Below are 22,491 nucleotides of genomic sequence, written 5' to 3'. Positions count from 1 at the left end.
CCCGGCCTGCCGGTGGTGGTATTTTTCTGCATATGCATTTTAGGAGAGTGAAATGGGCGGCACGCCGGAACTGAAGCTGTACAATACGCTGACGCGGGAGAAATCGGTCTTCAAGCCGATCGATGCCGAAAACGTCCGCATGTATGTGTGCGGCCCGACGGTCTATGATTACGCCCATATCGGCAATGCGCGACCGGTCATCGTCTTCGACGTGCTGTTCCGCCTGTTGCGCCATGTCTATGGCGAAAGCCACGTCACTTATGCCCGCAACATCACCGATGTCGACGACAAGATCAACGCGCGGGCGCTGCGCGACTATCCGGGCTTGCCGCTGAATGCGGCGATCCGGGCGGTCACGGAAAAGACCGAGAAGCAGTATCTTGACGATGCCTTGGCACTCGGCTCGCTCGAGCCGACGGTGCAGCCGCGCGCCACCGACAATATCGCTGAGATGATCGAGATCATCGAACGGCTGATTGCGCGCGGCCATGCCTATCAGGCATCAGGCGAGGTACTATTCGACACCAAGTCGATGGCCGATTACGGCCAGCTTTCGAAGCGCAATCTCGATGAGCAGCAGGCGGGCGCCCGCGTTGCCGTCGATGCTCACAAGAAGAGCCCCGGCGACTTCGTGCTCTGGAAACTCTCCGACGACAACGAACCCGGCTGGGAAAGCCCGTGGGGTCGAGGCCGCCCAGGCTGGCATATCGAGTGCTCGGCCATGAGCGGGCGCTATCTTGGCGACGTCTTCGATATCCATGGCGGCGGGCTGGACCTGATCTTCCCTCATCATGAGAACGAGATCGCCCAGTCGCGTTGCGCCCATGGGACAGACGTGATGGCGAATGTCTGGATGCATAACGGCTTCTTGCAGGTCGAAGGCCGCAAGATGTCGAAATCCGAAGGCAATTTCGTCACCATCTACGAGTTGCTGCACACGGAGACATTCGCCGGCCGCCAATGGCCGGGCGAAGTGCTGCGCCTTGCGATGCTGATGACGCACTATCGCGAGCCGATCGACTTCTCGGTCAAGCGGCTGGAGGAAGCCGAGCGGCTGCTTGCCAAATGGCCGGCGGCGGAACCCGGTGATGCCAAGCCGGATGAGACCGTGCTGAATGCGCTCGCCGACGATCTCAATACGGTCGCGGCAGTGCAGGCGCTGCATGCGCTCGCCCAATCTGGAGACCCTGCCGTCTTCGCCGCCAGTGCCGCCCTGCTCGGTGTGCTGCCGAAGAAGACCGAGATCGACGAGGCGGTGGCTGCGGAAATCGATGCGCGGGTTAAGGCCCGGCTGGAACTGCTCAAGGCGAAGAACTTCGCCGAGGCTGACAAGATTCGCGATACGCTCGCCGCCGAGGGCATCCAGCTCAAAGACAGCAAGGATCCGGCAACGGGTGAACGCGTGACGACGTGGGAGGTGAAGAAATGAACACCTACACCGGCGGCTGCCAATGCGGAGCGATCCGCTTTCGTGCCACAGGCGTCCCGCAGGATTCCTCGATCTGTCATTGCCGCATGTGCCAGAAGGCATTCGGCGCCTATTACGCGCCGCTGGTTTCCATGCGCGGGATGAAGTTCGAGTGGACCAGGGGGCAGCGCAAAACCTTCCGTTCCTCGAATTTCGTCAGCCGCGGCTTCTGTGGTGATTGCGGCACGCCGCTAACCTATGAGGCGCCTGACGGTGTGGCGGTTGCGGCAGGGGCGTTCGACGACCCATCGCTGCTGCCGCCGACCATCCAGTGGGGCATGGAAGGCAAGATCGGCTTCGTCGATCATCTGCATGAACTGCCGGGAGAACGGACCGAGGCGGACCTCGCCGCAGGCTCCTTCCTCCACGAAATCGTCTCCTATCAGCATCCGGACCATGATACGCCGGTCTGGCCACCGGAGGATCACGCTTGACGGCAAAGATGGAACTGACCGGTGGATGCCAGTGCGGCGCGGTTCGTTACAGGGCGAGCGGCGAACCCGGCTATCCGCATATCTGCCACTGCCGCATGTGCCAGAAGGCCGCCGGCAATTATTTCCTGCCGCTTGCAGGGGTGATGCGGGTCGATTTCGAGTTGACGCGCGGCGAGCCGAAATGGTTCCACTCCTCCGGTCTCGTGCGGCGCGGCTTTTGCGGCGACTGCGGCACGCCGCTTTTCTATGATATTCCCGATGCTGACTCCATCACCATCGCGCTCGGCTCGCTGGATGATCCGCAGGCTGTAAAGCCCGTCATGCAATCCAATCTCGACAGCAAAATGGTCTGGTTTCATGCGCTCGATGGCTTGCCTGTCGAACCGGAACCGGAAACAACCGATCGCGAGGACAGGATCGCGGCGAGCAATCACCAGCATCCCGACCACGATACATCCCACTGGCCTCCCGGAGCTCATCCATGACCGAGACGACAAGAACAGGCGGCTGCCAATGCGGCGCCGTGCGCTTCCGCATCACAGGAAAGCTCGGACGCCCGTCCATCTGCCATTGCCGCATGTGCCAGAAGCAGTTCGGCGGCTTCTTTTCAGCACTGGTGACGGCGCCGGAGGAAGGCATGGAGTGGACACGCGGCGAACCCACCTATTTCCAGTCCTCGGTCAATATCGAGCGGGGCTTCTGCCGGGATTGCGGCACGCCGATGACATATCGTCATCCGGGCGGGCTGGAGCTTGCGATTGGTACCTTCGACGACCGGAGCGACCTCGCCCCGCAGATCCAGGTTAATTACGATGCCCGCCTGCCCTGGGTCGAGACGATCTTCGACGCGCCGGTTCATAAGGACCCGGATTTCTATTCCCGGCAGGAGGCGATCATCTCCTTCCAGCATCCCGATCATGACACCGCCGTCTGGCCCGCAAAAGGCGTGAAGATATGACCGAAGTGCTGCGCACGCTTTATCCTGAGATCGAACCCTATGCTTCCGGCCATCTCGATGTCGGCGATGGCCACGTGATCTATTGGGAACGCTGTGGCATGCCGGGCGCCAAGCCGGCGGTCTTCCTGCATGGCGGCCCGGGCGGCGGCATTTCGCCCGCGCATCGCCGCGTGTTCGATCCGAAGCTTTATGACGTCCTCCTGTTTGACCAGCGCGGCTGCGGTAAGTCGACCCCGCATGCGAGCCTCGAAGCCAACACGACCTGGCACCTCGTTGCCGATATCGAGCGGCTGCGCGAGATGGCCGGCGTCGACAAATGGCAGGTCTTCGGCGGTTCCTGGGGTTCGACGCTGGCGCTTGCCTATGCCGAGAAACATCCGGAACGGGTCTCCGAACTCGTCGTGCGCGGCATCTATACGCTGACGCGGGCGGAACTCGACTGGTATTATCAGTTCGGCGTCTCCGAGATGTTTCCGGACAAGTGGGAGCGCTTCGTGGCACCGATCCCGCTGGAAGAGCGTCATGAGATGATGGTCGCCTATAACCGGCGCCTCACCGGTCCGGACCGAGCGGTTGCGCTGAAGGCGGCCCAGGCCTGGAGTATCTGGGAAGGCGAGACGATTACGCTGCTGCCGGAGAAATCGACCAGCGGCAAGTTCGAGGAGGCCGAGTTCGCCTATGCCTTTGCGCGCATCGAGAACCACTTCTTCGTCCATGCCGGATGGATGGATGAAGCCCAATTGCTGCGCGATGCCTATAAGCTGAAGGATATCCCTGGCGTCATCGTTCACGGGCGTTACGACATGCCCTGCCCGGCCAAGTATGCCTGGCTGCTGCACAAGGCATGGCCGAAGGCCGAATTCCACCTGATCGAAGGTGCGGGCCATGCCTTTTCGGAGCCCGGTATTCTCGACCAGCTGATCCGAGCGACGGACCGGTTCGCAGGAAAACAATAAAGGCCGCAAGCGGCGACAGGAAACACCCATGACACGCGAAAGAATCTACCTCTTCGATACGACGCTCCGGGACGGACAGCAGACGCCCGGCATCGACTTTTCGGTCGAGGACAAGATTGCGATTGCAAGCATGCTGGACGAGTTCGGGCTCGACTATGTCGAGGGCGGTTATCCGGGCGCAAACCCGACCGATACTGCCTTCTTCGCCGAGAAACGCACGAACCAGGCCTCCTTCGTCGCCTTCGGCATGACGAAACGCCCCGGTGTTTCCGCCTCCAACGATCCGGGTATTGCCGGCCTGCTGCAGGCGCGCAGCGACGCCATCTGTTTCGTCGCCAAGAGCTGGGATTACCACGTGCAGGTGGCGCTTGGCTGCACCAATGAGGAAAACCTCGAATGCATCGCCGAAAGCGTGAAAGCCGCCGTTGCCGCCGGCAAGGAAGCGCTGGTCGACTGCGAGCATTTCTTCGACGGCTACAAGGCCAATCCGGAATATGCGCTCGCCTGCGCGAGGACAGCCTATGAGAACGGCGCGCGCTGGGTGGTGCTCTGCGATACCAATGGCGGCACACAGCCGCCGGAGGTGCGCGCCATCGTGGAGGCCGTGATTGCCTTCGGCGTGCCGGGGCACTGTCTCGGTATCCATGCGCATAACGATACCGGCCAGGCGGTCGCCAATTCGCTTGCTGCCGTCGAGGCGGGCGTGCGCCAGATCCAGGGCACGCTGAACGGCGTCGGAGAGCGCTGCGGCAATGCCAATCTGGTGACATTGATCCCGACATTGGCGCTGAAGAGCGCCTACAACACGCGTTTCGAAACGGCGATCGATGCGGAGCGGCTGACCAATCTCACCCGCCTGTCGCATGCCTTCGACGAGCTGCTGAACCGCTCCCCGGATCATCAGATGCCCTATGTCGGCGCCTCTGCCTTCGCTACCAAGGCCGGCATCCACGCCTCGGCGCTGCTGAAGGACCCGCGCACTTACGAGCACGTGCCGCCGGAAAGTGTCGGTAATTTCCGCAAGGTCATGGTCTCGGATCAGGGCGGCAAGGCAAACTTCATCAATGCGCTGAGGCGGCGCGGTATCGATGTCGCCAAGGACGATCCGAAGCTCGATCTGTTGATCTCCATCGTCAAGGAGCGCGAGGCATCGGGCTATGCCTATGAGGGGGCCGATGCGAGCTTCGAGCTTCTGGCGCGCCGTACCATGGGCACCATTCCGGATTTCTTCACCATCGACGGCTTCCGGGTGATGATCGAACGGCGCTTCGATTCCCACGGCCGCATCAAGATCGTCTCCGAAGCCGTCGTGAAGATCGCCATCGACGGCCAGACGCTGATGTCGGTTGCGGAAGCCGAGGGACCGGTCAATGCGCTCGACCTCGCGCTGCGCAAGGATTTCGGCAAGTATCAGCATGAGATCGACGATCTCGTGCTCGCCGATTTCAAGGTGCGTATCCTCAATGGCGGCACCGAGGCCATCACCCGCGTTCTCATCGAATCCACCGATTCCAGCGGCGTGCGCTGGTGGACGGTCGGCGTGTCCGAAAATATCATCGACGCCTCGTTCCAGGCGCTGATGGATTCGGTCATCTACAAGCTGATGAAGAACCGGCAGCTTGCCGGCAAGATCGCGGCCGAGTGAGCTAAAGCAATTCCAGCAAAAGTGTGCAGCGGTTTTGCGTCCGGAATTGCGTGAGAATAAAAGAGATAGGGCATTTCCGTGTTTCGAAGAAAAACGAAAGTGCCCTATAGGAGGCCCCAGTCCTCCTCCGAATACCATTCGTCCTCCTGCTTCGGCGTCTTCCAGCGCAGCCGCGTGACCTTTCCCATGCCGCCCTGCCGGAAAGTGGAGTCCAGCACCCTGTAGGTCTCTATCGTGCCGGTCGCGCCATGGCCCCAGACGAAGACGGTAGGGCTCAAATAACGGGCGCGATAGTGTTCGGGCGTGCGCTGGATCAGGAAGAAGCCGCCACGCGCGCTGCGTGGCCGCAAATTGTCGTTGCCATCACGCGAGGGAGCGCAGAGCGGAAAGATCAGCCTGCCGCCGATGGCGAGATTGTCGATCCAGGCTTCGGCCGGCCTGTGGACCCCGAAATTGACGTAGATCGCGTCGGCCGGCGACTGCGGCCATTCCAGGCCGTTGCCGCAGACAACCTCGACATTGCCATAGGGAGCCAGGTTGGCAATGGCGCGGGCGGCGAGATCCCGGTCATATTCGATCGCCGAGACATGGCCGCCGCTGCCCACCAGATGCGACAGCATGGCGGTGTAATAACCACCGCCGACGCCGATGTGACAGGCTGTATCGCCGGGTTGAGGTGCCAGCCAGTGGAGGCCGAGCGCATGAAGCGAGGGGCTGCCGTTGTTGACCTGCCTTCCCTCCTGCAGCGCAATCAGAACATCCTGATAAAGGATGACGGGATCGGTCGACGGCATATCCTGATAGCCGGTCCCGTTTGCCATGCGCCATGGCGGTGGGTCTAGGAAATCCTCACGTGGCACTGTGGCAAAGGCCTGTCGCAGCCGCTCGTCGCCCACGATACCCATCTTCGCCAGCATTTGAGTGGCATAGGCCTGCCGGCAAATCGCCAGTTCCGTTTCGTCCATGCTTGCCTCCCGCGTTGCCAGGCGCATGCGGATCCATTCACTGAAATGAATTGGCCTATTCACGCCGCTTAAGCTAATCCGGATCAGAAACAGAACAAAGATGGAAACACCCGATGTCCGCCGATGCAAGCGCGCCCCTCATCAAGAACGAAGACAGTCCACGCGGCTTTGCCTTCGCGCTGACGGCCTATCTTCTGTGGGGCTTCCTGCCGATCTATATGAAGGCTCTGGCGCATATTTCGCCTGCCGAAGTCATCGCCCATCGGATCATCTGGTCGCTGCCGCTCGCCGGCATCGTGCTTCTGGTGCTGGGACGCACGCAGGATATCGCTATTGCGTTGCGTTCACCGCGCATGCTCGCCATGGCAATGATGACCGCGGCGCTGATCACCGTGAACTGGGGCACCTATGTCTGGGCGATCGGCGCCGGCCATTCGCTCGATGCCGCCATGGGCTATTTCATCAATCCGCTCTTCAGCATCTTCCTCGGTGCTGTGCTGCTCAAGGAAAAGCTGCAGCCGATGCAGATCGCGGCGATCTGCCTTGCCGGCCTTGCGGTCGTCGTGCTCGCCTTCGATAGCGGCGGCATTCCCTGGGTGGCGCTGACGCTGGCGATCAGCTGGGGCTTCTATGCACTGTTTCGCAAGACGCTGCCGCTCGGGCCGAACCAGGGCTTCTTCCTGGAAGTGCTAATCCTCAGCCTGCCAGCCCTGCTCTACATCCTCTACCTGGAATTCGTCAGCGGCGAAGGGCATCTGTACCGCACGAGCCTTAGTGATACCGCCCTGCTGCTTGGCTGCGGACTGATCACCGCCGTACCGCTGATGATCTATGCGAATGGCGCCAAGCTGCTGAAGCTCTCGACCATCGGCATCATGCAGTATATCGCGCCGACCATGATCTTCCTCATTGCCGTTTTCGGGTTCGGGGAAGAGCTGGATACGGCGCGCATGATCGCCTTCCCGCTGATCTGGGCCGGCCTGTTCTTCTACAGCTGGTCTATGTTGAGGACGACGCGCGGACGTTAAGCCAGCGCCTGTCTGGCACGCAATTCCGGACGCAAAACCGCTACGCACTTTTGCTGGAATTGCTTTGGCGAGTTACATCTTCGAGATCACGTCATCCTCGCCGTCACGGTCGGCGGCAAGCTCTGCCGCCTGCGCCATGATGGCCGGGATGATGCCCGAGATCTCATCGATGACCAGCGGCTGCACGCGGTGGGCGGTGTGCAGGAAGCCCTCGCCCGTCATATGGCGCAGGAGCTCCATCATCGGATCCCAGAAGCCGTTGATGTTGGCGAAGACCATCGGCTTTTCGTGACGGCCGAGCTGCGCCCAGGTCATGATCTCGACGATCTCTTCCAGCGTGCCGATACCACCCGGCAGGGCCACGAAGGCATCCGAGCGTTCGAACATCGTGTGTTTGCGCGCATGCATGTCAGGGGTTACAATAAGCTCGTTGAGTTGGCCGAGCGAATGGCGAGTCGCCTCCATGTCGATCAGGAACTCGGGAATGATGCCCGTCACCTGACCGCCGTTGGATAGGGTCCCGCTGGCCACAGCACCCATGATGCCCTTAGTGCCACCGCCGTAGATGAGGCGAAGGCCATATTCCGCGATCTCTTTTCCGAGCGCGCGGCCGGCAGCCATATGGGAAGGATCGCGTCCCGGCCGAGAGCCGCAGTAAACGCAAATGGATCGAATCGGTACAGATTGTTCGGTCATAAGGGAAAAACAACTATTCCATTTCAATGCAGTCAAGAAAATTGACTGAAAAGCGGCTTCCGGAGCTTGCCTATTTGCTTTGAATGCTTGTGCAAAGCAACGGGAATCGCTAGCAATTTCTGAATACTACGGCAATTTGCCGCCTTTGGAGACGCAATGATGAAAAACCGTGCCGGCTTGCTGGCCCTCGCAGTGCTCGTAATCGCAATCATACTGATGGTGTTTTTCGTCATGCCCCGGCTCGGCTCTGATGTGGCGAAGGTTGGTGACGCCATCAACCAGGCCGGCACCGAGGTCAACAACACGGTTAACGAAGCGTCTAAGACTTCCCGCTCCGCTGCAGCGGATGCCACAGAGGCCGCCCAGAAGATCGGCAGCCTCACCGCCGATGCCGTGCGGTCTCTCTCCGGCCTGAAGGCGCTGTTTGCGGACAGCAAGGTGCCTGCGGCCGATGCGCTTGCAGGCGCGAAGACTGCCACCGTGAATACGCTGACCACGATCGTCGATTTCGCTGCCCCCGAAGGTCTCGACACCACCACCGCAAGCCTCGTCTCCAAGGCCAAGGACGGTGCGGGCAAGGCGCGCGACATTATCCGCAATCTCCCTGAAAATGCGGCCGACGCATTGGCCGCCCTCGCACGGGCCGAAGCCGCGCTGACCGGTGCGCCGGAGCCAGCCGGCCAAGCGGCCGCAGCCAATAACCAGACTGCTCCCACAGCCGATATCGCTGCCAGCACCGGCCCGAAGATCCCTGCTTTCGACGTGCTGCGTGTCGAGCCGGATGGTTCGACCGTCATTGCCGGCTCGGCTGAGCCGCATGGCAAGCTGGAAGTGCTCGACGGCGACAAGGTGGTCGTGACAACCGATGTCGACGGCACCGGTGATTTTGCGGCCGTTCTCGACAACCCGCTTCCAGCCGGCGACCACCAGCTCGTGCTGAAGGTAACCGGCAAGGATGGCAAGACCACGCTGTCTGAAGAAGTTGCAACCGTTTCCGTGCCGAAGGACGGCAGCGGCAGCGAGTTGCTCGCCATGGTTTCCAAGCCGGGCACGGCAAGCCGCATCATCACCGCACCGAAGGCTGAGGTCGCAAACGCCCAGCCGCCGGCTGCTGACGGCTCGCAGCCTGCTACTAACAGTGGTGCTCCGAGCGACCAGGTCGCGATGCAGACGCCGAATATGCCCGTGACATCTGGTGATGCGGGCAATACGGCACCTCCTGTTCCCGGCACTCAGCAGGGCACCGATGCTGTTGCCGATGTGGTGATCACCGCCGTGGAGATCGAAGGCAACAAGATCTTCGTGGCCGGCACGGCGCGCGCCAATGCCAAGGTTATCGGTTACGCCGATGACGCGCTGATCGGCCAGGATACGGCGGAGCCTGATGGTCACTTCGTCATCAGCGGCGCGATGGACCTCCCGGTCGGCGATCACAAGATCCGTGTCGATGTCGTCGATGGCACGGGCAAGGTCCTCATCCGCGCGACCGTCAATTTCAACCGTCCGGAAGGCGATCAGGTAACGGTTGCCGCGCAGTCCGGCAGTAATGCCAATGTCAATCCGGCGACGGTGCCGCTCGACGAGGGCCAGCTCGGCAAGCTCAAGGGCGATGCGACGAAAGCCTTCGGCCTGCTGAAGGGGCTGTTCGCAGACGGCAAGTTGCCGGGTGCCGAGCAGCTTGCGGCAGCCCGCTCGGCCACCGAGTTCGCGCTGCGCTCTCTCGTCGACTTCCGTCCGGGCATCGATGCTACCGACGCCTTCAAGCAGGCATCGGCTTCCGCCTCGCAAGTTGCGGCGAATGCGCTGACAGTGCTGCAGAGCCTGCCGAAGGATGCCAAGTCGGTCGGCGCGGCACTCGACAAGCTCGGCTCGATCATCGCCGAACTGACGGTTCCCGGTGCCAATGTCGCGCCGATGCCCTCAAACGATGTATCGGACGCCAGCCAGCCAAAGACGATCGAGCAAGCGCCGCTGACGGCAAACAACAACGCGGTCATCATCCGCCGTGGCGATACGCTCTGGCAGATCTCCCGGCGTACCTATGGCCTTGGTGTGCGCTATACGACGATCTACATCGCCAATGAGGACAAGATCCTCAATCCGGACCGCATCCGTCCGGGCCAGGTCTTCGGCCTGCCGAAGGATGCGCTTCCGAATGCCGAGGAGCTGCACCGCAAGCGGCTCTCGGGCGGGCATCTCTAAATCAAAAAAACGGCGGCCCATCGGCCGCCGTTTTCGTTAGGACCGGCGCGCAACACCTCGCCTATAAAATCCCTGTCAATGTTGTAATCCGCCAGCCGGTGGCATATCTCGCGGGAGCGGCGACAAGCCGCGGCGATAGCGGCCCGCCGGGCTGGAGAAAAGCATGGCAAACGGCAAGACAGTTTCAGACTCCAACCTGTTGGGAACGCTCTACAATCTCTGGCCTTATATGTGGCCGAAGGATAGGCCGGATCTCAGGATGCGGGTCGTATGGGCCTCGGTCTACCTGCTGATCTCGAAGTTCGTCCTGCTGCTGGTGCCCTATTTCTTCAAGTGGTCCACCGATGCGCTGAACGGCAGGATGGATCTGCAGGGCACGCTGCCGCCGCTGCTGATCGGCGTTACCGCCCTCGTCATCGCCTATAACCTGACGCGCCTCATCCAGCTCGGCCTCAACCAGCTCAGAGACTCGCTCTTTGCCAGCGTCGGCCAATATGCGGTGCGCCAGCTTGCCTACCGCACCTTCGTGCATATGCATGAGCTTTCTCTGCGCTTCCATCTGGAGCGCAAGACGGGCGGGCTTTCGCGCATCATCGAGCGCGGCACCAAGGGCATCGAAACGATCGTGCGTTTCACGATCCTGAACTCGATCCCGACGGTCATCGAATTCCTGCTGACGGCGGCGATCTTCTGGTGGGGTTACGGCTTCTCCTATCTCGCCGTCACCGCCTTCACCGTTTGGGCCTATATCTGGTTCACGATCCGCGCTTCCGACTGGCGCATCTCGATCCGTAGGGCGATGAACGACAGCGATACGGACGCCAATACCAAGGCAATCGACTCGCTCCTCAATTTCGAGACCGTCAAATATTTCGGCAATGAAGAGATGGAGGCCAAGCGCTTCGACAAGTCGATGGAGCGTTATGAGAAGGCGGCAACCGACGTCTGGACCTCGCTTGGCTGGCTGAACTTCGGCCAGGGCGTGATCTTCGGCATCGGCACGACGATCATGCTGGTTCTCTCGGCCTGGTCGGTACAGAGCGGCGAACATACGGTCGGCGATTTCGTTTTCGTCAATTCCATGCTGCTGCAGCTTTCCGTGCCGCTGAATTTCATCGGTTTCGTCTATCGCGAAATCCGACAGGGGCTGATCGACATCGAGCAGATGTTCGATCTTCTGGAAGTGAAGGCCGAAGTGCTGGACGCGCCTGACGCGAAGGACCTTGCCGTCGCCCAGGGCGCCATCTCCTTCAAGGACGTGCATTTCGCCTATGATCCGGCCCGGCCGATCCTGAAAGGCATTTCCTTCGAGGTGCCCGCCGGCAAAACGGTTGCTGTCGTCGGCCCCTCGGGTGCCGGCAAATCGACAATCTCGCGCCTGCTCTATCGCTTCTACGATATCCAGGGCGGCTCGATCACTGTCGACGGACAGGACATCCGCACGATCACGCAGAAGAGCCTGCGCTCGGTGATCGGCATGGTGCCGCAGGATACGGTGCTGTTCAACGACACCGTCGCCTATAATATCCGCTACGGCCGCCCTTCGGCCAGCGAAGCCGAGGTGAAGCAGGCGGCTGAAATCGCCCAGATCGGGCATTTCATCGAAATGCTGCCGGAGGGTTTCGAAACCAAGGTCGGCGAACGCGGGTTGAAGCTTTCAGGCGGCGAAAAGCAGCGCGTGGCGATTGCCCGCACCATCCTGAAGGCTCCGCCGATCCTGATCCTCGACGAGGCGACATCGGCCCTCGACACGACGACAGAGCGGGAAATCCAGACGGCACTCGATGTCGTTTCCAAGAACCGCACGACGCTGGTCATCGCCCACCGCCTGTCTACCGTGATTGGTGCCGACGAGATCATCGTGTTGAAGAGCGGGGAGATTGCCGAGCGCGGCACGCACGCGGCCCTTCTCGAACAGAATGGCCTCTATGCCTCGATGTGGAGCCGTCAGCGCGAAGCGACACAGGCCGAAGAGCATCTCAAGCAGGTTCGCGAAAGCGACGAGCTCGGCATCGTCAACCGGCTGGCGCCGGCGAGCTAGCGCAGTAAACGGGCGAGATCGTCCGTTTTGTTGTTCAGAACCGACGCGCTGGAGGCGGCCTGAGATCCACGCCATTGCTCCTCCTGTCGTTTTTCTGTAACCAGCGGATACGAAAAACGACAGGAGACCGGCATTCATGAGCTTGTTCGATACGGTTCGCAACACGATCGTTCCGGTGCACAAGGAGGGTTACCCCTTCGTCGCCGCCTTCTTCGTCGCGTCGCTCGTATTGGGCTGGATCTTCAAGCCGCTCTTCTGGATCGGCCTCATCCTGACGCTCTGGTGCGCCTATTTCTTCCGTGATCCCGAACGCGTCACGCCGCAGGACGACGATCTCGTCATTTCGCCGGCCGACGGCAAGGTCTCTTCGATCCAGATGGTCACGCCGCCCGCCGAGCTGAACCTCGGCAACGAACCGATGCTGCGCATCTCCGTCTTCATGAACGTCTTCAACTGCCATGTGAACCGTGCGCCGATGCGCGGCCGCATCGTCAGCATCAATTACCGTCCCGGTACCTTCGTGAATGCCGAGCTCGACAAGGCGAGTGAAGAGAATGAGCGCAACGGCCTCGTGATCGAGACCCACCACGGCCAGATCGGCGTGGTGCAGATCGCCGGCCTCGTAGCACGGCGTATCCTCTGCTTCTCGCATGCCAATGAACCTCTCGATGCCGGCGAGCGTTTCGGCCTCATTCGCTTCGGTTCGCGCCTCGATGTCTTCCTGCCGGCGGGTGCCGCCCCGCGCGTCTCGCTCGGCCAGACGGCGGTTGCCGGCGAGACTGTTATCGCCGAATTCGCCTCGACCAAGGGTCCGGTCATCAGCCGCCGCAGCTAATATTCAGGAGAGCGCGATATGGAAACACCCTTTCCGCCCTTCGAACCGAACGGCCCGAACGACGATTCGGCCCGCGGGCCGCGCCTGCGCGAGATTCCGATCCGGCTCGTCGTTCCGAACCTCATCACTATCCTTGCCATCTGCGCCGGCCTGACCGGCATCCGGCTTGCCTTCGAAGGCCGCTACGAACTGGCTGTCGCCATGGTGCTCGTCGCCGCATTCCTCGACGGCATCGACGGCCGTGTCGCGCGGCTGATGAAGGCCACGTCGAAATTCGGTGCGCAGATGGATTCGCTTGCCGATATCGTCAATTTCGGCGTCGCCCCTGCCCTCGTGGTCTATGTCTATGCACTCGACGCGGCGCGTTCGCTGGGCTGGATCGCGGCGCTCATCTACACGATCGCCGCCGGCCTCAGACTGGCGCGCTTCAACGTGATGTCGGAGCGCGAGAACCGCGCGCCCTGGCAATCGGAATATTTCGTCGGCGTGCCGGCCCCGGCCGGCGCGATGCTGGTGCTTCTGCCTGTCTATCTCGGCTTCCTGGGCCTCACCACCGACCGGACCTTCGCCTTTCTCTCCTCGGGCTACACGGTCCTCATCGCCTTCCTGCTCATCAGCCGTCTGCCTGTCTGGTCCGGTAAATCCGAAAGCCGGATGCGGCGCGATCTCGTGCTGCCGGCCATGCTCGGTGTGGTGATCTACGTCGCGCTGCTGATGAGCTTTACCTGGGAAGTGATGGTCTTCACCGTCTGCGCTTACCTCATTTCGCTGCCCTTCGGCGCACGAAAGTGGAAGCGCAAATATGGCACGCTGACGATCGAGGAACCCGGTATCGGCGAGGACGACATCGGTCGTCACATCTGAGCATCTACTTTATTAAGTAAGTATTAACGAACGCAGGCTTCGGTTAAGCCTCGCGAATTATGGTCTGTGTTTACATTTCCTGATAGGCGATGCCTCTCTTTTGTCGCTATTAAAGACAAAAGAATAAGACAGATAAAATTCTAGAGAAACACGTAAGGAGAGTATCGTGACCTCGAAGAAGTCGGAACAGCAGCAGGCAGCCAAGCCGGATCTCGCGACCAACTACCGCCCACTCGGCCTCAAGGCCGTGGCTGCGGCCTCGATGATGGCAAAGCCGGCACCGGTCAAGAAACTCGCCTAAGCGGGTGCGAAGAAGCGCACGAGCAGGCTGTTTGACAGCAGGCTCATGACGATGCCGGATACGGACATCCAGAACCCGCCATGCGGTGGGTCTGGCAAAAACGGGCTGCGGGAGAAGCGCCCCTCGGCCAAAACCGGCCGGCAGAGATCACCGGGTTTTCCATTCAACAGGATGGTGGGTTCGGTTTTCAAAAGAAGCTGAGCTGGCCGTCGTCAGATGTCTTTTTCTGCGGCTGCTTCGGCACCTTTTCGAGCGGCACTGGATCCTGCAGATCCGGCCCCATATTGGCGACCTTGTTGACCTTGTCGGAGACCGGGATCGCCTCGAAGAAATCCTCCTGGACCGGCTGCATCAGGTCGGCGACCTCACGCGGCTCCTGCGTCTTGCAGTCCAGCCAGCGGGAAAAATCCTCAGGCTTGATGACGACGGGCATGCGATCGTGGATCGAGGAGATCGCGCTGTTGGCCTTGGTCGTCAGGATGGCGCCGGTATCGACCTCCGAACCATCGGCCGAGGACCATGTCTCCATGAGGCCGGCGAAGGCGATAACGCCGCCGCGGCGCGGCCGGATCCAATAGGCCTGTGCCTTCTCGCCGCTTTCCTTCGAAGGGCGATGCCATTCATAGAAGCCGGAGGCCGGGATGAGGATGCGGCGATGGCGCATGGCGGCGCGGAAGGAGGCTTTGCCGATTGCGGTTTCCGAGCGCGCATTGATCAGCAGCGGAAATTCCTTGGGATCCTTGACCCAGCCCGGCGTGAAACCCCAACGCACCAGCAAAGCGCGGCGATCCGGCAGGTTGCTGCCCGGTTCCTGCCCCTCGCCGGCGATGACGACGAGGATCGGCTGCGTCGGCGCAATATTGTAACGCGCCGGAAAGCCTTCCAGCTCAGCGAGACTGAAAGCTTCGGCGATATCCTTGACCACTTCTGTCAGGGCAAAACGTCCGCACATGGGGATGTCTTTGCATCGTGCCCGACATCGGTCAAGGCGGTTTACCCTCAAGCAATTCCGAATGGGAGACGCTGCACATCTTTTGCGCAATTGTTCTAACTGCGCGGTGCAAAGAGGATGATCGCCGTGCCGGCGAGGCAGACCATCGCGCCGCCGATGTCCCAGCGGTCGGGAACGCGGTTTTCCGCCAGCCATAGCCATAACAGCGAGGCGACGATGTAGATGCCGCCATAGGCCGCGAAAGTGCGCCCGGCCGCCTCGCTCGGCACCAGCGTCAGCAGCCAGGCAAAGAGCGCCAGCGACACCATGCCGGGCGCCAGCCACCAGACGGGCTTTGCCAGCCGCAGCCAGGCCCAGAAGGCGAAGCAGCCGGCAATTTCGAAGAGGGCGGCAAGAGCATAGATCAGGTAGGTCACGGGCGTCTCGCAGGAATCATGGAGCCATATTCCACGCAATGCCGACAGTTGCGCAAGGTGAGCCGCCCGTGGGATAAGGCGCCATCACAGCAAAGCGTGCGAAGCAATGACCTCCCAAGCCAAACCCGCCTCTTCCGCCATCCTTGAACGTGATGGCCGGTTCCTTCTCGTGCTCAGGCGAAACCCGCCTTCGGCGGATATGTATGCCTTTCCCGGTGGACGCGGCGAACCCGGCGAGACGCCCGAGGAAACCGCACTGCGCGAATGCCTCGAGGAGACCGGCATTCAGGCACGAAATCCGCGCCTGTTCTCCACCTATGACCTGAAGACGCATGCACCCGATGGCAGCATCAGCAGCCATTACTTCCTCTCCGTCTTCCGCGTCGAGGCGGACCGCCACCTGGTGGCTGAAGCCGCCGACGATGCGGCAGCGATCGGATGGTACAGCGTGGAAGAGATCCGGCGCATGCCGGTGCCACAGAGCGTGCTCGAATGCGCGGAGCGGTTGGCGGTCGGTGAATGAGGCCCTCGCTAGAATAGAAGTGGAAATTGCCGCATCCGCCTTGTTCCTGTCATGCTCCCTGTATCAACTGGGAGCATGATTCCCGTTCGACGCGTTGTTTTGTCATCTCTCGTCTTTGGCGGCCTCGTCTGGGCCGGTCCCACAATGGCGCAAGGTGGGGCGCAGGGCGGCAAGAATGCGCCTCCGCCGGTGGAGGAGGTAGTGCCGCAGGTTGCGACCGTACCCTATGACGACAAGCTCGCGCGGCTGGCGGAGGTTCTGGGCTCGGTGCATTATCTGCGCACGCTCTGCAAGGCGCCGGGGGCGGACGAATGGCGGGCCGACATGCAGCAACTACTTGATTCCGAAACGAATGGGGAGCCGCAGCGCAAGGAAAAACTGACCGCAGCCTTCAATCGCGGATACCGAGCATTCGCCTCTGTTTACACGGATTGCACGCAGGCGGCCATCGTGGCAGAAGAGCGCTACCGTAACGAAGGTGCAACACTTGCCACAGAAATTACTTCGCGCTTTGGAAATTAACGTTTAATTAACCTGATTTCGCATGCGGCCGTGTCGTTTTGGGAAAAGGCTGTTAGTGTTGTTAACGTAGCGGTAAGACATGAGAAGTTCTGAGGAAAAGATAATGGAACCAAGCCTCAACGACATCGACGACATGATCGTCCACGAAAAGATGCAGGCGGCTCTGGAATACCAGAACGAGGCTTGGGCTGACGGCATGGCCGATGGTATCGAGCCTGAAATCATTGCCGATGCTGCGATTGCTCATGCGCTGCGCGAGACGATCAGACTGCATGGAGAAAACAGTGCCGAGGCCTTGCTGGACTCGTTGCGCGACCGCATGCTGGCAGGTGAGTTTTCCACCAACAGGACCCTGCAATAGGGGCAATACAGAGAGTCTCATGCGTACCGGTAAAGATATTTCCTCGCGAATTTCGCTCGCGCCGGTCCTGCTTGCCGTCGGCCTCGCCGCAGGCAGCATGCTGTCCGCTTCTTCCGCCTACGCGCTTTCCGAACTTCAGAAGATCCCGGGCCAGCCCGATGCGCCTGCCACGGCGCAGCAGAGCCCACAGCAGCCCGCTCCACCGCAGAACGGTTCGTCAGGCATTCCCCAGCCCGATCCGCTCGTCAACAAAGAGAGCGGTCAGAGCGTCGACAAGACGCCAGGCGCATCCGACGATTCCAAACCCGTCGAAGTGATCTACGACATCAGCAAGGCGCCGGAACCGGTGCGCAAGATGCGCGAACAGATCGTCGAGGCAGCCGCCTCAGGCGATCTCGAACGCCTGCGCCCGCTGATGGGGACCGGTGCCGATCAGACCCAGGTGACGGTCGGCGAACCTACGGATGATCCAATCGGCACACTGAAGGATCTCTCCGGCGATCCTGATGGCGACGAGATCCTCGCGATCATGCTCGACGTTATCTCGACTGGTTTCGTGCATGTCGGTCAGGGCACGCCCGAGGAAATGTATGTCTGGCCCTATTTTGCTGAAAAAGACTTGAAATCGCTGACACCGCCGGAACGCGTGGAACTCCTGCGCATCGTCACGGCAGGCGACCTCTCCGACATGCAGGAATTCGGCGGCTATAATTTCTATCGCGTCGGCATTGCGCCGGATGGCAAATGGAAGTTTTTCACAGCCGGCGACTGACGCTGGAGCGCCGTGCGTCCATTCGGACGCACTAACTCCTTGAATCTACGCATCAGGCTTTTTGAAAATCGATTCCGATTTTCGGGCCGATACTGTAGAGCGCTTGCACCATCCGCTTCAAAGACTTACCTCTGAGCGATCACCAACGCGACAGGTTTCGCCATGCCAGCCGTATTCCTGAAAGACCGCTCGCTCATTGCCGTCGGCGGCGTGGAAGCAGAATCCTTCCTGCAGAATCTGATCACCACAGACATCGTCTCGCTCGGTGCGGACGAGGCGCGGCCGGGCGCATTGCTGACGCCGCAGGGCAAGATCTTGTTCGACTTCGTCATCTGGCGCGAGGGTGATGACTTCATCATCGAAACGGATGCGACCCAGCGAGAAGCCCTGCTGAAGCGGCTGACCATGTATCGCCTGCGCGCGCCGGTGACGCTGACGCCAGGTGCCGAAGATGGTGTTACCGTTTCCTGGGGCGAGGATGCCGAAAAAGGCGTCAAGGACAGTCGCTTTGCCAAGGCTGATGTTACCGTTCTGCGTCGTGCCGGTCATCATGGCAGCGATGATGCGGCGCTCTACGATGCGTTGCGCATCGAGAATGGCATCGTCACGTCAGGACCTGATTATGCGCTTCAGGATGCTTTTCCGCATGATGTGCTGATGGATTTCAACGGCGGCCTCTCCTTCAAGAAGGGCTGCTATGTCGGCCAGGAAGTAGTGTCCCGCATGCAGCATCGCGGCACGGCACGACGCCGTGTCGTGACCGTTTCGGCCGGGGCCGCGCTGCCTGCAAGCGGCACCGAAATAACCGCCAATGGCAAGCCGGTCGGCATGCTCGGCTCCGTCGAGGGGTCGAGCGGATTGGCGATCGTGCGCATAGACCGCGCAGGCGAAGCCATGACATCCGGCACGCCGCTGCTTGCCGGCGATGTTTCCGTGACGCTCAGCCTGCCCGCCTGGTCCGGGCTCAGCTTCCCGACTTCCTCAGACGAGGCCAGCGCGTGACGACTGCGAAGGCTCCACGTGCCTGGCAACGCATGCTGTCCGGCCGGCGGCTCGATCTGCTCGATCCCTCGCCGCTCGACGTCGAATTGAGCGATATCGCCCACGGACTTGCACGCGTCGCCCGCTGGAATGGCCAGACGTCGGGTGACCATGCCTTTTCCGTTGCGCAGCACTGCCTTGTCGTCGAATCCATCTTCCGGCATTTCAATGAGGCCACACCTGGCGATTGCCTGATGGCGCTGCTGCATGACGCGCCCGAATATGTGATCGGCGACATGATCTCCCCCTTCAAGGCCGTCGTCGGCGGCGGATACAAGACCGTCGAGAAGCGACTGGAAGCGGCCGTGCATCTGCGTTTCGGCCTGCCGCCGCACCCCTCCCGCGAGCTCAAAGACAAGATCAAGAAGGCCGATACGATCGCCGCCTATTTCGAGGCAACTGTCCTTGCCGGCTTCACGCCTGCGGAGGCGCAAAAATTCTTCGGTCAGCCGCGTGGCATCACCCGGGATATGCTCTCGATCGATCCCGTCCCGGCGCTCGAAGCGCAGCGGCTCTTCTGTGAGCGTTTCGCTGAGATCGAGGCGAAGCGGGGCATCGCGTCGTGACCGTCATCGTGGTTTCTCCACTGGCGCGCATCGCCGAAATGGCCGTGCGGCACAAGGCGCGCGAGATGATCAGCCTGATGGCAAAGGAGCAGGCCTTTCACCGGCCGGGCGTCATCCAGGCCGACCGGCATCTGCTGCTCAACATGAACGATATTGCCTTCAAGGGCACGGGCGATCTAGTGGCGCCTGACGAACAGCATGTGCGGGCGATTATCGATTTTGCCGCCGGCTGGCAGCAGGACGCACCGCTGATCGTCCATTGCTGGATGGGCGTGTCGCGCTCGCCTGCCGCGGCGCTGATAGCGGCTCTCTCGCTCGCGCCCGAGCAGGAGGATATGGCGCTTACCCGGCGGCTGCGAACCGCCTCGCCCTATGCGACGCCGAATGCCCGGATCGTCGAAATTGGCGATGCGCTGCTTGACCGGCGCGGCCGGCTCGTCGATGCCGTGAGAGCCATCGGCCGTGGTGCGGACGCCGACGGCAACGCGCCCTTCGTGCTGACCGTCAGGGGCGATTCAAACGGTTGACGCTCCTCACCCCTGCTCCATCTAGCCTTCGACAAGGCATTCGAGGAGCACGTGATGGAACAGCAGGCCACCGACCTTATCATCGCAACCCGCTCAGCGCTCGATCAGGCGAGCGCGCTTGCCGTACAATATTCCTTTTCCATCCTCGGGGCGATCATCCTGCTCATCGTTGGCTGGGTGACGGCGAGCCTCATCAGCCGCTGGGCCTATGAGGGCATCTCGCGCGTGCGCGGCATCGACGAGACGCTCGCCCGTTTCTTCACCAATGTGGTGCGCTATGCGCTGCTGGTGCTGGTCTTCGTCACCGTTCTCGGGCAGTTCGGCGTGCAGACGGCATCGATTATCGCCACACTCGGCGCCGCCGGCCTTGCCGTCGGTCTGGCGCTGCAGGGCACGTTGCAGAATATCGCTGCCGGCATCATGCTGCTCGTGCTGCGCCCGTTCCGCGTCGGGGAATATATTGAGACGAGCAGTGTCTCGGGAACGGTTCTTGAGATCGGCCTGTTTGCCACCGAGCTTAGAACCGGAGACGGTCTCTACCGGTTGGCACCCAATTCAACGCTCTGGAACACGCCGATCACCAATTACAGCCGCCAGCCGACGCGACAGAACGAAGTGAAGATCAACATTACGCATCAGGAGGATCTCGATCTCGCCATGGAGACGCTGATGAAGCTTGCAACCGCCGATAAGCGCGTACTCAAGACGCCGGCGCCGAGTGTCTTCATTGATAGTCTCAGCGACAGTGCGGTCAGCGTGACGTTGCGCTACTGGGCATCGACCGGCGACTGGTGGGGCCTGAGTCGCGACATGATCAAGCGCGTCAAGCTTGCCTTTGACAAAAGGGGCGAGGTTGGCGACGCTCCGGCGGAGGTTTCGAACGCTCCCGTTCCCGAACCTGCACCAGAGGAAGCGCAGGTCAGGGTTTCGGCCCGCAAGAGGACGCCGAAGACGTCCGCGCAAACGCAGCCATAACCTATTTGATCACGCCGCAGGCGATCCTGTCGCCGGCGCCGCCCGAAGGCTGGGTTCGATAATCATCGGAATCGGCATGCACCATCAGCGCGCGGCCACGCACACCATCCTCCTTGCCGTCGAGCGAGATCATGGTGTCGAAGACCTGTGCGCGCAGGATGCCGTCCTGACCGACATATTGGTTCGGCATATCGCCGGCATGCGGTCCCTTGGCGGCCAGGAAACCATGCTCGGCCTTGGTCGGATTGAAATGACCGCCGGCCGATTCGTGATGGGTTGCGGCATCGCAGCGGCCGGTCTCATGAATATGAAAGGCGACCCATTTGTTGACGGGCAGGCCGGAGATTTCCGCCTCGATGAAGACGCCACCATTGGCCGCAGCGGTCAGTGTGGCGCGGCCGGCCTCCTTGCCGTCAGGGCCGATAAAATTTGCCGTCGCCGTCTGCTTGTCCTGGGCAAAGCCTTGGGACGCCGCCGCAAGCAGCCCGAGGGCAGCGATGGTGCATATGATTTTCATCAGGTTTCCTTCCGTTTCGGGGACTGTGTCCCAACGCCTCACGAAAGAAGGTGTTCCTGCCTGCATAAAAGGCAAGAAAAAGCCGGCCACGAGGCCGGCTCGACTTCTGCAGCCTACGACTAAGGCTCAGGCGGCGATACCGAGATCGAACTCGCCGTAGGTATTGCGATAGATCTGCATCGCTTGGTCATCAGCATCAGGAGCAACCTGCTGCAGCGCATAGGGAACGGCCGTGCCGGTTGCCGAGCCGTTGTCGCTGTATTCCATCATGAGTGCGACGAGGCTGCTCGGATATTTCGGCTGCGTATTATCGCTATCATCATCTTCGAGAAACTCTCTGATGATGCCGGGCTTCTCATCTGCCGCACGTTCCGTGCGGCTCAAGACGCCGTCACCATTGGCATCAAGCCGCGAGAGCGTTGCCAAATATGCATAAGAGATGTTTGGAAATGATGAAATAACAGTCATACAAACCTCCGTTCACCGCTTCTTCCGGCGAGAGTTCTGTACGCAATACGCGGGTGGGAAATATCAAGGACTGGATTGTTGACTAAACTGATTTGCGGCTTCGGTCAATAAGCTGTTAACACTCGATTAACCATAGTTGACAAAGTGTAACGACCCATTTCCGCGGCACTTTCCAATTGCCTCGAAAAACCAGGTTTCCTCGGTATTTCAGTAGTTTGCGAGATACACACAAATTGCCGGCTAGCTATAATGGCCGGCGAGTTGCAACCGATTATTAATCGGCCCGGTAGAAGATGCCGCTTGCGAGTTGCCGGAAATGGCCACCTGCTGCTTACAAAAAATGATTCTTGCATTCATTTTAGAGAGGTCTTTTTCATGCCCGGCTCGATATGGCACCTTTGCCAGTCGAAGACGCCTTCGCCTTTTGCCATGCTTCCATCGCAATCGTCCCGCGAGGG

Annotated in this window: 25 protein-coding genes and 1 pseudogene; 20 read left to right on the top strand and 6 right to left on the bottom strand. The window is 60.8% G+C overall.

Features of this window, described 5'->3' with window-relative positions:
- Positions 1-52 precede the first annotated feature (52 nt).
- The 6 genes from cysS to cimA are packed head-to-tail and all read left to right on the top strand — an operon-like array spanning position 53 to position 5,461.
- Entirely contained in the window at positions 53-1,429 is a 1,377-nt protein-coding gene (cysS, locus tag J2X71_RS14925) for a cysteine--tRNA ligase (protein WP_310382835.1), read from the top strand.
- Positions 1,426-1,902, top strand: coding sequence for a GFA family protein (locus J2X71_RS14920; protein WP_310382834.1), 477 nt, complete (start codon positions 1,426-1,428; stop codon positions 1,900-1,902). The genes cysS and J2X71_RS14920 overlap by 4 nt, the downstream gene beginning before the upstream one ends.
- Before the next feature lie 8 nt (positions 1,903-1,910).
- Positions 1,911-2,387 carry a GFA family protein gene (locus J2X71_RS14915; RefSeq protein ID WP_405049722.1) on the top strand — a complete coding sequence of 159 codons (477 nt, stop codon included), beginning with the start codon at positions 1,911-1,913 and terminating at the stop codon, positions 2,385-2,387.
- Positions 2,384-2,860, top strand: a complete 477-nt coding sequence (locus J2X71_RS14910) for a GFA family protein (protein WP_113324917.1) — start codon at positions 2,384-2,386, stop codon at positions 2,858-2,860. The genes J2X71_RS14915 and J2X71_RS14910 overlap by 4 nt, the downstream gene beginning before the upstream one ends.
- A complete protein-coding gene (gene pip / locus J2X71_RS14905) occupies positions 2,857-3,816 on the top strand; it encodes a prolyl aminopeptidase (protein WP_310382832.1) in 960 nt (319 codons plus the stop codon). Before J2X71_RS14910 ends, pip begins: the two co-directional genes overlap by 4 nt.
- A 28-nt stretch (positions 3,817-3,844) precedes the next feature.
- The gene (gene cimA / locus J2X71_RS14900; RefSeq protein ID WP_310382831.1) at positions 3,845-5,461 is read left to right on the top strand and encodes a citramalate synthase; all 1,617 of its coding nucleotides are present in this window, start codon (positions 3,845-3,847) and stop codon (positions 5,459-5,461) included.
- Between the two features lie 104 nt (positions 5,462-5,565).
- On the opposite strand, the gene J2X71_RS14895 is transcribed toward cimA, so the two are convergent.
- Positions 5,566-6,426, bottom strand: coding sequence for a protein-L-isoaspartate carboxylmethyltransferase (locus J2X71_RS14895; RefSeq protein WP_310382830.1), 861 nt, complete (start codon positions 6,424-6,426; stop codon positions 5,566-5,568).
- Positions 6,427-6,539: 113 nt separating this feature from the next.
- Between J2X71_RS14895 and rarD the strand changes: the two genes are divergently transcribed.
- Positions 6,540-7,454 (top strand): EamA family transporter RarD, encoded by a 915-nt coding sequence (rarD, locus tag J2X71_RS14890; RefSeq protein WP_007820194.1) that lies wholly within the window; start codon positions 6,540-6,542, stop codon positions 7,452-7,454.
- Positions 7,455-7,526: 72 nt separating this feature from the next.
- Here rarD and J2X71_RS14885 read toward each other — a convergent pair whose 3' ends face one another.
- A complete protein-coding gene (locus J2X71_RS14885) occupies positions 7,527-8,150 on the bottom strand; it encodes a TIGR00730 family Rossman fold protein (RefSeq protein ID WP_081493273.1) in 624 nt (207 codons plus the stop codon).
- Positions 8,151-8,306: 156 nt separating this feature from the next.
- Here J2X71_RS14885 and J2X71_RS14880 point away from each other — a divergent pair, with 156 nt between their 5' ends.
- From J2X71_RS14880 to J2X71_RS14860, 5 genes and pseudogenes are all read left to right on the top strand, one after another.
- Positions 8,307-10,352, top strand: a complete 2,046-nt coding sequence (locus J2X71_RS14880; protein WP_310382829.1) for a LysM peptidoglycan-binding domain-containing protein — start codon at positions 8,307-8,309, stop codon at positions 10,350-10,352.
- Positions 10,353-10,515: 163 nt separating this feature from the next.
- Positions 10,516-12,393, top strand: coding sequence for an ABC transporter ATP-binding protein/permease (locus J2X71_RS14875; protein WP_310382828.1), 1,878 nt, complete (start codon positions 10,516-10,518; stop codon positions 12,391-12,393).
- 133 nt (positions 12,394-12,526) lie between these two features.
- A pseudogene (locus tag J2X71_RS14870) lies at positions 12,527-13,228 on the top strand (phosphatidylserine decarboxylase); the annotation flags it as partial.
- An 18-nt stretch (positions 13,229-13,246) separates the two neighbouring features.
- On the top strand, positions 13,247-14,092 hold the full coding sequence (gene pssA, locus J2X71_RS14865) for a CDP-diacylglycerol--serine O-phosphatidyltransferase (protein WP_113324910.1): 846 nt from the start codon (positions 13,247-13,249) through the stop codon (positions 14,090-14,092).
- 166 nt (positions 14,093-14,258) lie between these two features.
- Positions 14,259-14,393: a hypothetical protein gene (locus J2X71_RS14860; protein WP_018115574.1), complete on the top strand. Its 135-nt coding sequence runs from the start codon at positions 14,259-14,261 to the stop codon at positions 14,391-14,393.
- Positions 14,394-14,580: 187 nt separating this feature from the next.
- Here J2X71_RS14860 and J2X71_RS14855 read toward each other — a convergent pair whose 3' ends face one another.
- Both J2X71_RS14855 and J2X71_RS14850 read right to left on the bottom strand, forming a co-directional pair.
- Positions 14,581-15,345 (bottom strand): SOS response-associated peptidase, encoded by a 765-nt coding sequence (locus tag J2X71_RS14855; protein WP_310382827.1) that lies wholly within the window; start codon positions 15,343-15,345, stop codon positions 14,581-14,583.
- A gap of 95 nt (positions 15,346-15,440) precedes the next feature.
- Entirely contained in the window at positions 15,441-15,761 is a 321-nt protein-coding gene (locus J2X71_RS14850; RefSeq protein ID WP_113324908.1) for a YnfA family protein, read from the bottom strand.
- Positions 15,762-15,867: 106 nt separating this feature from the next.
- Here J2X71_RS14850 and J2X71_RS14845 point away from each other — a divergent pair, with 106 nt between their 5' ends.
- From J2X71_RS14845 to J2X71_RS14810, 8 genes are all read left to right on the top strand, one after another.
- On the top strand, positions 15,868-16,284 hold the full coding sequence (locus J2X71_RS14845) for an NUDIX domain-containing protein (RefSeq protein WP_310382824.1): 417 nt from the start codon (positions 15,868-15,870) through the stop codon (positions 16,282-16,284).
- A gap of 51 nt (positions 16,285-16,335) precedes the next feature.
- A complete protein-coding gene (locus tag J2X71_RS14840) occupies positions 16,336-16,806 on the top strand; it encodes a TIGR02301 family protein (protein WP_310382823.1) in 471 nt (156 codons plus the stop codon).
- Between the two features lie 103 nt (positions 16,807-16,909).
- Positions 16,910-17,167: a hypothetical protein gene (locus J2X71_RS14835; protein ID WP_007820178.1), complete on the top strand. Its 258-nt coding sequence runs from the start codon at positions 16,910-16,912 to the stop codon at positions 17,165-17,167.
- A gap of 19 nt (positions 17,168-17,186) precedes the next feature.
- Positions 17,187-17,939 (top strand): hypothetical protein, encoded by a 753-nt coding sequence (locus tag J2X71_RS14830; protein ID WP_310382822.1) that lies wholly within the window; start codon positions 17,187-17,189, stop codon positions 17,937-17,939.
- A gap of 162 nt (positions 17,940-18,101) precedes the next feature.
- Positions 18,102-18,941 carry a folate-binding protein YgfZ gene (locus J2X71_RS14825; protein WP_310382821.1) on the top strand — a complete coding sequence of 280 codons (840 nt, stop codon included), beginning with the start codon at positions 18,102-18,104 and terminating at the stop codon, positions 18,939-18,941.
- The gene (locus tag J2X71_RS14820) at positions 18,938-19,546 is read left to right on the top strand and encodes an HD family hydrolase (protein WP_310382820.1); all 609 of its coding nucleotides are present in this window, start codon (positions 18,938-18,940) and stop codon (positions 19,544-19,546) included. Before J2X71_RS14825 ends, J2X71_RS14820 begins: the two co-directional genes overlap by 4 nt.
- The gene (locus J2X71_RS14815) at positions 19,543-20,073 is read left to right on the top strand and encodes a tyrosine phosphatase family protein (protein ID WP_310382819.1); all 531 of its coding nucleotides are present in this window, start codon (positions 19,543-19,545) and stop codon (positions 20,071-20,073) included. The genes J2X71_RS14820 and J2X71_RS14815 overlap by 4 nt, the downstream gene beginning before the upstream one ends.
- A gap of 54 nt (positions 20,074-20,127) precedes the next feature.
- Positions 20,128-21,048: a mechanosensitive ion channel domain-containing protein gene (locus J2X71_RS14810; protein WP_310382818.1), complete on the top strand. Its 921-nt coding sequence runs from the start codon at positions 20,128-20,130 to the stop codon at positions 21,046-21,048.
- Between the two features lies 1 nt (position 21,049).
- Here the strand turns inward: J2X71_RS14810 and J2X71_RS14805 are convergent, their stop codons facing one another.
- Positions 21,050-21,565, bottom strand: a complete 516-nt coding sequence (locus tag J2X71_RS14805) for a superoxide dismutase family protein (protein ID WP_310382817.1) — start codon at positions 21,563-21,565, stop codon at positions 21,050-21,052.
- 126 nt (positions 21,566-21,691) lie between these two features.
- The gene (locus J2X71_RS14800) at positions 21,692-22,033 is read right to left on the bottom strand and encodes a hypothetical protein (RefSeq protein WP_310382816.1); all 342 of its coding nucleotides are present in this window, start codon (positions 22,031-22,033) and stop codon (positions 21,692-21,694) included.
- Positions 22,034-22,491 lie beyond the last annotated feature (458 nt).

The sequence above is a fragment of the Rhizobium sp. 1399 genome (assembly GCF_031455475.1).
Classification (GTDB): Bacteria; Pseudomonadota; Alphaproteobacteria; order Rhizobiales; family Rhizobiaceae; genus Rhizobium.
The sequence above is the reverse complement of the archived record's forward strand: the minus strand, read 5'-3'. Positions and strand labels throughout refer to the sequence as shown.